Below are 10,455 nucleotides of genomic sequence, written 5' to 3' on the forward strand. Positions count from 1 at the left end.
TAACACTCCTTTCCATACCGAACAGGCAAGTTAAGCTTTACAGCGCTGATGGTACTGCAGGGGCAGCCTTGTGGGAGAGTAAGACGTCGCCAGGTTATATATGCGGGAATAGCTCAGTTGATAGAGCGCCACCTTGCCAAGGTGGAGGTCGCGGGTTTGAGCCCCGTTTCCCGCTCCATAAAAGCATCGAAGAATTGATGCTTTTATTTTTTTACCTAAAAACAAAGTAAGTTTGTTGAAGAATGTATATTTATGTGATATTATTAAAAATACAAGAGAGTTAATTATAAAATTTAATATACAAGTAAATTTAGGTTCTGCAATAGATTAAAAGGGAAAATGGTTAAAAGCCACTACAGCCCCCGCTACTGTAATAGAGGATGAAACTCATAATAACCACTGTAGGTCATAAGATTTATGGGAAGGATGAGGAGTAAGATAATTCTAGAGTCAGGAGACCTACCTAAATTTTTAAGTGATCTTCGGAGGGAAGAGTGATACTTAATCGATACAACTTATAGTAGGTAGAAATACATTATTATAAAAGTTATTAGATATAATTTTATTCATTTCTGAATATTTTACCAAGTATAAAATCCCTAGTCCGAATAAGAGACTAGGGATTTTTTATAAATTTTAAGAGGGAGTCCTTAATATGCTTTTAATTGACAAATATGCATATACTAACAGGTTAAAAGACCTTAATCCCATGACAAAATTTATTTTTTCTTTGAGTATTTTAATATTTAGCTTATCAAATAAAAATATTTTTGTTTTTGGAGGAATTTTAATTTTTTTATCTTTACTTACGATGTATGTAGTAAGGATTTCATTAAAAAAGTATTTAAAACTTTTAAGTATTCCATTTATTTTTTTAATGGTTAGTATAATTACTATGATTTTTTCAATTGGTACTACTAAAGATGTATTTCTATTTCATTTAAAATTAGGTTCTTATTATGTGGGAATTACAAAGTTAGGGATGGAACAGGGGATGTTATTGTTTTGCAGAGCATTAAGTAGTTTAGCATCAACTTATTTTTTTGCACTTACAATTCCTATGAATCAACTAATTCAGGTTTTTAAAACTTTGAGATTATCTAAAACTTTTATAGAAATAATGATTTTAATATATAGATTTATTTTTATATTTTTAGAAGAATCAAGGGAATTATATGTGGCACAAGATTTAAGATTTGGTTATAAAGGACTTAGAAATTCTTATAAATCAACAGCTTTGTTAATAAGAATATTATTTATTAGAGTAATGAGTAGATATGAGGAATTAAACATTTCTTTAGAGACTAAACTTTATAATGGAGAATTTTATATTTAATTTATAATGGACTTAAGCTAATTTTGATTAAAAAAATTTAATAAGTAATTGTAGGTGAGAAGATGCTTAAATTAGAAAATGTAGGCTATGTTTATGAGGATAATACAGTTGCTCTTAAAAATGTAAATATGGATCTAAGTAAAGGGAATGTTATAGGATTAATAGGATCCAATGGGGCAGGAAAATCCACTTTATTTCTAAATATGGTTGGGATTTTAAGACCTAAGGAAGGAAAAGTTTTATTTAACAATGAAAAGATAAAATATAAAAAAGATTATTTATATAAGTTTAGAAGTAAAGTTGGAGTAGTTTTTCAAGATCCAGATAAACAAATATTTTATTCATCTGTATATGATGATGTTGCCTTTGCACTGAGAAATTTAGGTGTAAAAGAAGAACAGGTTAAGATCAAGGTAGAAAAGGCTCTAAAGGAATCAGGAGCATGGGAATTTAAAGATAAACCTGTTCATTTTTTAAGTCATGGGCAAAAAAAAAGGGTTGCTATGGCTGGCGTTTTGGCTATGGATTGTGAAATAATATTATTTGATGAACCTACGGCAGGATTGGATCCCAATATGACTAATTCAGTAAGGGAGATGATTTTATCTCTAGCTGCATTAGGTAAGAAGATAATTATTTCAAGTCATAATATGGACCTTATTTATGAAATTTGTGATTATATTTATGTTTTAAATAAGGGGCAGGTTATAGGTGAAGGTGATGTTGTAAAGGTATTTACACAAGAACAACTTTTACAAAAAGCTAATTTAGATGAGCCATGGCTTTTAAAGGTACATAAAAATATGAATCTACCACTTTTTAAAAAAGAAGAAGATTTATATGAGTATTGGAGGAAGAATTATGAGAATTGCTGTAATAGGAGTGAATCATAATGATGCTTCTGTTGAAATAAGAGAAAAGGTTGCTTTCTGTGAAACTAAAAAAATTGAAACAGTAAATACTTTATTAGATTTAGGAATAAGTGAAACAATTATTTTATCTACTTGTAATAGAAGTGAAATATATATTGTATCTAAGGATTTAGATAAACATATCGAAGAAACAAAAAATTTCTATAAGGAGTTTTTTCAAGTAGAAGATATAGAAAATTATTTATTTGTAAAAAAAGATCATGAAGCTATTTTGCATATATATAATGTTGCTGCAGGATTAGATTCTATAGTAATTGGGGAAGATCAAATTTTAGGTCAGGTTAAGGAAGCTCTTCAATCTGCAATGGAGGTTGGCTGTAGTAAAAAAATATTAAACAAATTGTTTAGAGAAGCAGTTACTGCGGCTAAACAAATAAAATCAACTTTAGGAATTTCTGAAATTCCTTTATCAACAAGTTATATTGCTATAAAAAATTTGAAAGAAGAGTTAGGTACTTTAAAAAATAAAAACATTTTAGTTATTGGGGCTGGCAAGATAAGTTCACTTGCTTTAAAGTATTTTGAGGAAGAAGAAGTTGGCACAGTGTATATGACTAATAGAACTATGCATAAAATAGAGGATATTTGTACAGAGTGTAAGAAACTTCACATAGAAGCTATAGATTTTAAAGAAAGATATAAAATAATTAAAAATGTTGATGTGGTTTTTACGGCAACTGGTGCTACACATCTTATTCTAAAAAAAGATATGATGCCTGAAATAGATCATGAATTGCATATTATTGACTTAGCAGTCCCAAGGGATGTTGAAATAAGTATAAAAGAAAATAAATTAATTAAAGTATATGACATAGATGATCTAAAAAAACTTTCAGATGAAAATTTAAAGAAAAGAGAGATTCTATCTGAAAATGCATCAGGAATAATAGAAAATAGTATAAAAGATTTTTATGAATGGATGAAAGGTATTAAGTTTGATCCAGTAATAAAATCATTAAATGAACGTTGTAGGGAAATAGAAGAAGATACCTTTGATTATATAAATAGAAAACTAGAATTAGATTGTAGAGAAAAAAAGATAATAGAAAAAATGATAAAATCTTCTTTAAAAAGACTAATAAGAGAACCTATTAATAATTTAAAAGACTTAAATAAAGAAGAGAACGTGGAACAATATATAGAAATGATGAATAAGTTATTTAATTTTTAATATAAAAATATTTTAAGATGAAATATTAAACTTTGGGAAGTGTTATATTTGTATTATCCATTAATGATAGAACTTAGTAATAGACAGGTTTGTATTATAGGCGGTGGAAAAGTTGCTTTTAGAAAGGTAAAAAAGTTTTTAGAATACCAAGCAAAGGTAAGGGTAATAAGTACAGAGTTTATAGAAGAATTTTATAATCTTGAAAAGAGGTTTAAAGGAAAAATTATTTTAATTAAAGAAAATTTTTGTGAAGAATTGATTAAAGATGAATTTATTGTAGTAGGTGCGACTAATAATAAAGAAGTAAACAGAAGTATTGGAGAGTATTGTAAAGAAAAGCATTTACTTTGTAATATAGTGGATAGTAAAGAGTTATCTAGTTTTATAGTTCCTTCTACTATAAAACGAGGGGAACTAATAATGTCTGTTTCTACATTAGGAAATAGTCCTTCATTTTGTTCTAAAATAAGAAAAGAATTAGAAGAAAGATATACTAAAGAATTAGAAGAGTTAGTGTATTTATTAGGAGATGCAAGAAAATTGGTACTAAAAAATGTAGAAGATGAGAAAGAGAAGAAACATATATTAAATTCTATGGCAGATATGGATATTACTGAGTTAAAACAATACATTTCTAAATTAACTAATAAAGAAAAAAAATAGATGATTTATAGTATATATGTATAATTATTTAATAATCTGAAAGGGTAAAGGGTGACATTATGAAAATAGTTGTTGGTTCTAGAGGAAGTAAACTTGCCTTAACACAAACAAATTGGGTAATTGATCAGCTTAAAAAGGGTAATCCAGAAGTTGAATTTGAAGTAAAAATTATAAAAACTAAGGGTGATAGAATACAACATATAGCATTAGATAAAATTGGTGACAAAGGATTGTTTGTAAAAGAAATAGAGGAACAATTATTAAATGGTGATATAGATATGGCAGTTCATAGTATGAAAGATATGCCATCTGTACTTCCAGAGGGATTAAAATTTTCTTACATTCCTAAAAGAGAAGATATAAGGGATGTTATAGTTTTAAAAGAAGGTTATAATTCTTTAGAGGATTTACCTAAAGGTGCTGTAATAGGGTCAGGTAGTAAAAGAAGAAAGTATCAACTTTTACAATATAGAAAAGATTTAAATATAGTTCCTATTAGAGGAAATGTAGATACGAGAATTAAGAAGATAGAAACTGAAAATCTTGATGGTGTTATTTTAGCAGCCGCTGGACTAAATAGGTTAGGACTTACAGAAACTTTAAAATATAAAGTCTGTTCTATTTCTACAGATATTTTATTACCTGCTCCTGCACAAGGTGCATTGGCTTTAGAAATAAGGGAAGATAGAAACGATATACATGAGGTTATAAAATCACTATCTCATAAGGAAACAGAGATAGCTGTAGAAGGGGAAAGAGCATTTTTAGATGGTATAAATGGTAGTTGTCATATTCCAGTGGGCGCTAAGGGAATAATAGAAGGTAATAAGTTTATCTTAATTGGATTACTTGGTAGTGAAGATGGAGATAAAATTATAAGAAAAACTATTGAAGGTACAATAGATAAAGCGAAAGAATTAGGATATGAACTTGCAAAATTAATTCTAAAGGAGATTAACTAAGATGAAGGGTAAGGTATTTTTGGTAGGAGCAGGTCCAGGAGATTATAAATTATTAACTTTAAAAGCACTTGAATGTGTAAAAGAGGCTGATGTTATAGTATATGATAGACTTGCGAATGATATAATTTTAAAGGATGCTAAACCAGAGTGCGAATTTATTTATGTAGGTAAAAAATCAAAATATCATACAAAAACTCAAGATGAAATAAATGAAATAATTGCACAAAAAGCTTTACAAGGTAAAATTGTAACAAGACTTAAGGGTGGAGATCCTTATGTATTTGGTAGGGGTGGAGAAGAAGGAGAATTTTTACTTGAAAAAGGTGTAGATTTTGAAGTTGTTCCTGGAATTACATCAGCTATAGGTGGACTGTGTTATGCGGGAATTCCGATAACACACAGAGATTTTGCATCTTCATTTCATGTAATTACAGGTCATTTAAAAGAAGAAGAAAGAGAATTAAATTGGAATGTACTAGCGAAATTAGATGGAACACTTGTATTTTTAATGGGTGTTGCAAATCTTAAAAAAATTACTGAAAATTTAATTAAAGAAGGTAAAGATTCTAAAACACCAGCAGCTCTTGTAAATTGGGGAGCTAGGCCATATCAAAGAGTTGTTACAGGAACATTAGAAAATATATATGATGTAGCTATGGAAGCTAATATTGGATCTCCAAGTTTAATTGTTGTAGGTGGAGTAGTTGGATTAAGAGATAAGCTTAATTTCTATGAACAAAAACCATTATTCAGTAAAAATGTGGTTATAACAAGAGCTAGAGCACAAAGTAGTAAGTTAGTAGAGAAAGTAAATGATTTAGGTGGAAATCCTATAGAGGTACCATCAATTAAAATAAATGAAATAACTCCTAATGAAGAATTAGAAAAAGCTATTATAAATATTAATGAATATAATTATTTAGTATTTACTAGTGAAAATGCGGTAGAAATATTCTTTAAAAAATTGGGAGAATTAAATAAAGATGTTAGAGTATTAGCTAATTGTAAAATAGCTGTTATTGGTAATGCTACAGCAAATTTATTAAAGAAAAAGGGAGTTATAGCAGATCTAGTACCTGAAAAGTTTGTAGCAGAAAGCCTTTTAGAGTTACTAAAGGAACATATAAAAGAAACTGATAAAATTTTAATTCCAAGAGCTAAAGAGGCTAGAAAAGTTTTAGTAGATGGCTTGAAAGAACTATGTTTAGTTAATGAAATAAAAATTTATGAAACAGTTAAAGAAAATAGTCAAAGAGAGAGTATAATAGAATTGTTAGAAAAAGATCCAAAAGCTCTTATTACTTTTACTAGTTCATCTACAGTAAAGAATTTTATAGAGATACTAGGAGAAGAAAATTTAAATCTTTTAAACGATGTAAGGTTAGTCTCTATAGGACCAGTTACTTCTAAGACTATAGAAAGTTTTGGACTAAAAGTGTACAAGGAAGCAAGAGAATATACTATAGATGGTGTAGTTAAGGAACTAATAGAAGCATAAAAGCTGATAAATTAATTTGTATTTGTGGAGGGGTAAAAATGTCATTGACTAAGAGACCTAGAAGACTTAGAACTAATGAAAGTATTAGAGGTATGATAAGAGAAACTAAACTTCATGTAGAAGATTTAATCTATCCTTTATTTGTAGAAGAAGGAGAAAATTTAAAGGAAGAGATTTCTTCTATGAAGGGAGTTTATCGTTTTTCCGTAGATAGAGTAAATGAGGAAATAAAAGAGTTAATAGATTTAGGTATTAAGTATGTTATTTTGTTTGGAATCCCTAATGAAAAAGATGAGTGTGGAAGTGGGGCTTATTGTTCTTGTGGGATAGTACAAAAAGCTGTCAGGGAAATAAAGTCTAAATATCCTGAAATGTATGTTATAACAGATATTTGTATGTGTGAATATACTTCACATGGACATTGCGGTATTTTAACAAAAGAGGGATATGTAAATAATGATGAGACCTTAAAATACTTAGGTAAAATTGCAGTAAGTCATGCAGAAGCAGGAGCGGATATGGTAGCACCGTCTGATATGATGGATGGTAGAATAGAATATATTAGAGGATGTTTAGATGAGGCAGGATATGTAAATCTTCCAATTATGGCTTATAGTGCAAAATATGCATCAGCTTTTTATGGGCCTTTTAGAGATGCAGCAGATTCAGCACCTTCTTTTGGGGATAGAAAGTCATATCAAATGGATCCGGCAAATATTAATGAAGGCTTAAGAGAAGTTGAGTTAGATATTGAAGAAGGCGCAGATATCGTTATGGTAAAACCAGCTTTAGCTTACTTAGATGTAATAAGAGAGGTTAAAAATAATTATAATATGCCTATAGCAGCTTATAATGTAAGTGGAGAATACTCTATGATTAAATTGGCTGTGGAAAATGGATTATTAAATGAATCTGCTATTATGGAATCATTAATTTCTATAAAAAGAGCAGGGGCAGATATAATAATTACTTATTTTGCAAAAGAAGTAGCAAAAAAATTAAAGTAGTAGAGGAGTATAAGCATGCAAGGATTAGAAACTAAGAAATCAGAAGCTATATTTGAAGAGGCTAAAAAATATATACCAGGTGGAGTTAACAGTCCTGTTAGAGCTTTTAAATCAGTGGGTTTAAGTCCTATATTTGTAGAAAGAGCAAAAGGATCTAGAATATATGATGTAGATGGAAATGAATATATAGATTATATTTGTTCTTGGGGTCCATTAATTCTGGGACATAGTAATGAAGATTTAATGGAAGGTTTTGAAGATATACTGAAAAGGGGAACTAGTTATGGAGTTCCAACTGAAATAGAAGTTAAAATGGCTAAGTTCATAGTTGAAGCTTATCCATCAATAGATATGGTTAGAATGGTTAATTCAGGAACTGAGGCTACTATGAGTGCATTGAGAGTAGCTAGGGGATATACAAAAAGAAATAAGATTGTTAAATTTGAAGGTTGCTATCATGGTCATTCTGATGCTTTACTTGTTAAATCAGGATCTGGCACAATAACATTTGGTGTTCCAACAAGTCCAGGAGTACCAGCAGATACAGTAAAAGATACTTTAGTGTGCACATATAATGATATGAAATCAGTAGAAAGCATATTTAGAGAATATGAAAATGATATTGCTGCTATAATAGTAGAACCAGTTGGTGGTAATATGGGGGTTGTCCCAGCAACGAAAGAGTTTTTACAGGGCTTAAGAAGAATAACAAAAGAATACGGTTCGGTATTAATATTTGATGAAGTTATTACGGGATTTAGAGTAGCATTTGGTGGTGCACAAGAGGTATATGATATAGAACCAGATATGACTTGTTTTGGAAAAATCATAGGTGCGGGGTTACCAGTAGGTGCTTATGGTGGTAAAAAAGAAATAATGGAAATGGTATCACCAGTAGGACCAGTGTATCAAGCAGGAACATTATCAGGGAATCCATTAGCCATGTTTATGGGATATAAAAATTTAACTATACTAAAAGAAAAGCCAGAAGTATATGATAAACTAGAAAAATTAGCTATAAAATTTGAAGCTGAAATGAATAAAGTTATACAAGAATTAGATGTAGAGGTTACAGTTATAAGATTTAAGGCCATGATGTGTGTATTCTTTGCAAAAGGAGAATTTAAAAATTATAGTGATGTAACTAAGTGTGATACAGAAAAATATGCTGTATTCTTTAAAGAAATGCTAAGAGGTGGTATATTATTTCCACCAGCTCAATTTGAAGGATTATTCTTATCAGCAGCACATACAGAAGAGGATATCGAGAATACTATAGAGGTATTTAAAAATGCCTTAAAGGTTGCTTTTAATAAATAAATTAAAATTAATAAGCATGTATACATAAAACCATTAAAAGTTTTGTGTATACATGCTTTTTTATTTAGATCAAATAGAGAGATGAACAAAAGCTATTAAATTATTATGAACATATATCATATGATAATATATAAATAATAATTACAAGTTGAAGGTGAGAAAAATATGCTGAAAATAGGTTTAGTACTTTCAGGTGGAGGAGGCAAAGGTGCTTATGAAATAGGTGTTTGGAAAGCTTTAAAAGAATTAGGAATAGATGAATTTATTACAGCTGTTTCAGGAACATCAATAGGTGCTTTAAATGCCGTTTTATTTTTACAAGGTAATTATGAATTAGCAGAAAGTGTTTGGTTAAATTTATCTAAAGACAAAATAATGCCAATAGATAATAAAGAACTTGCTATTAAAGGATTAGCAATGTTTATAGGAAATAAGAATTTAAATCTAATAAAAAAACTTTATCCTAAGGTTTTAGAACAAGGCAATATATCTAGAGAAGGATTAGAAGAAATAATGGACAAGTATATAGATTTTGATTCTGTATTAAGATCAAGTAAAAGCTGTTATGCAACCTGTAGTGAAGTACCAGAATTAAAATCTAAATATTTTAAAATAAATAATTATGACAAAGAAAATGTCAGAGATATATTATTGGCAACATCAGCTTTGCCCATGATTTATGAAAGTAAAGAGATAGAGAATAGAAGATATATAGATGGGGGAATATCAGATAATATTCCGATTCAACCACTATATGGAGAAGGTTGTGATGTAATAATAGTAGTTCATTTAGGGAAGGAGATACCGATTGATAGAAGTATCTATCCTAATACACAAATAATAGAGATATTTCCTAGTTGTGAACAAGGTGGAATGTTATCTGGAGTTTTAGATTTTACACAAGAGGGTGCAAGACGGAGAATATTATATGGCTATGAAGATACCATGAATTTATTAAATCCCATACTTAATATAGCATATTATAGATTTAAAATAGAATTAGAGGAAGAGAAAAATTTACTAAGGTGTAATGAAAAAAAGAAGGTAAATTTTTTTAGAAAAGTCTTTAGAAAAAAAGAAGAGAATATATTTGTAGATAGAAAGAAAAATTGAAAATATGTATATACAAACAATAAAGAAAATAAAAAGATTAAAATATAAAATTTAAGAAAACAGTTAAATGTAAAATAAATTATATACCTTTAACTGTTTTTTTATGTAAATTTCAAGTCTATTATCATAATAATTGGAGTAAATAATACTAATCAAGTATAAAAAGGGTAATATACTTTACCCAGTGTATCAATACGTATAAATTAAAGTAAAAGACCAAAAATCGTAGTAATTTAAATATAATTTATTGTAATCAGTATAAATCAATATAGATGTATGCTTTTTTATGATATTATATATCTTGTCGCTGCGGCAACGCAGTAAAACAACAAAACAAATTAAAAAATGTTTAAAAAGTTGTTGACAAAGAAAAACAAATTTGATATTATAAGTAAGTCGCTTGGTGAGAGCGATTGAAAATAAGAAATTGATCTTTGAAAATTAAACAGAGTA

Annotated in this window: 9 protein-coding genes, 1 tRNA gene, 1 rRNA gene and 1 riboswitch; all 11 genes read left to right on the forward strand. The window is 28.8% G+C overall.

Annotated features, from left to right (window positions below; translation table 11 throughout):
• Positions 1 to 95 (forward strand): 5S ribosomal RNA (gene rrf / locus QOZ93_RS13540); the annotation flags it as partial.
• Positions 96 to 102: 7 nt separating this feature from the next.
• Positions 103 to 178, forward strand: a tRNA-Gly gene (locus tag QOZ93_RS13545).
• Positions 179 to 295: 117 nt separating this feature from the next.
• Positions 296 to 481: riboswitch (cobalamin riboswitch) on the forward strand.
• A gap of 174 nt (positions 482 to 655) precedes the next feature.
• Positions 656 to 1,336 carry a cobalt ECF transporter T component CbiQ gene (gene cbiQ / locus QOZ93_RS13550; protein WP_307357325.1) on the forward strand — a complete coding sequence of 227 codons (681 nt, stop codon included), beginning with the start codon at positions 656 to 658 and terminating at the stop codon, positions 1,334 to 1,336.
• A gap of 62 nt (positions 1,337 to 1,398) precedes the next feature.
• Positions 1,399 to 2,229 (forward strand): energy-coupling factor ABC transporter ATP-binding protein, encoded by an 831-nt coding sequence (locus tag QOZ93_RS13555; RefSeq protein WP_307357328.1) that lies wholly within the window; start codon positions 1,399 to 1,401, stop codon positions 2,227 to 2,229.
• Entirely contained in the window at positions 2,198 to 3,439 is a 1,242-nt protein-coding gene (gene hemA, locus QOZ93_RS13560) for a glutamyl-tRNA reductase (RefSeq protein ID WP_307357332.1), read from the forward strand. Before QOZ93_RS13555 ends, hemA begins: the two co-directional genes overlap by 32 nt.
• Before the next feature lie 63 nt (positions 3,440 to 3,502).
• On the forward strand, positions 3,503 to 4,102 hold the full coding sequence (locus QOZ93_RS13565) for a precorrin-2 dehydrogenase/sirohydrochlorin ferrochelatase family protein (protein ID WP_307357334.1): 600 nt from the start codon (positions 3,503 to 3,505) through the stop codon (positions 4,100 to 4,102).
• 59 nt (positions 4,103 to 4,161) lie between these two features.
• Complete coding sequence (hemC, locus tag QOZ93_RS13570; RefSeq protein ID WP_111944135.1) at positions 4,162 to 5,064, forward strand: hydroxymethylbilane synthase; 903 nt, start codon at positions 4,162 to 4,164, stop codon at positions 5,062 to 5,064.
• Position 5,065: 1 nt separating this feature from the next.
• Positions 5,066 to 6,562, forward strand: coding sequence for a uroporphyrinogen-III C-methyltransferase (gene cobA / locus QOZ93_RS13575; protein ID WP_307357338.1), 1,497 nt, complete (start codon positions 5,066 to 5,068; stop codon positions 6,560 to 6,562).
• 38 nt (positions 6,563 to 6,600) lie between these two features.
• Positions 6,601 to 7,569, forward strand: a complete 969-nt coding sequence (hemB, locus tag QOZ93_RS13580) for a porphobilinogen synthase (RefSeq protein ID WP_307357341.1) — start codon at positions 6,601 to 6,603, stop codon at positions 7,567 to 7,569.
• A gap of 15 nt (positions 7,570 to 7,584) precedes the next feature.
• Positions 7,585 to 8,889 carry a glutamate-1-semialdehyde 2,1-aminomutase gene (gene hemL, locus QOZ93_RS13585; RefSeq protein ID WP_307357344.1) on the forward strand — a complete coding sequence of 435 codons (1,305 nt, stop codon included), beginning with the start codon at positions 7,585 to 7,587 and terminating at the stop codon, positions 8,887 to 8,889.
• A gap of 165 nt (positions 8,890 to 9,054) precedes the next feature.
• The gene (locus QOZ93_RS13590) at positions 9,055 to 10,002 is read left to right on the forward strand and encodes a patatin-like phospholipase family protein (protein WP_307357346.1); all 948 of its coding nucleotides are present in this window, start codon (positions 9,055 to 9,057) and stop codon (positions 10,000 to 10,002) included.
• The last annotated feature ends 453 nt before the right edge of the window (positions 10,003 to 10,455 follow it).

Origin of the sequence: Hathewaya limosa (assembly GCF_030815255.1) — a bacterium.
Taxonomy (GTDB): domain Bacteria; phylum Bacillota; class Clostridia; order Clostridiales; family Clostridiaceae; genus Hathewaya; species Hathewaya limosa.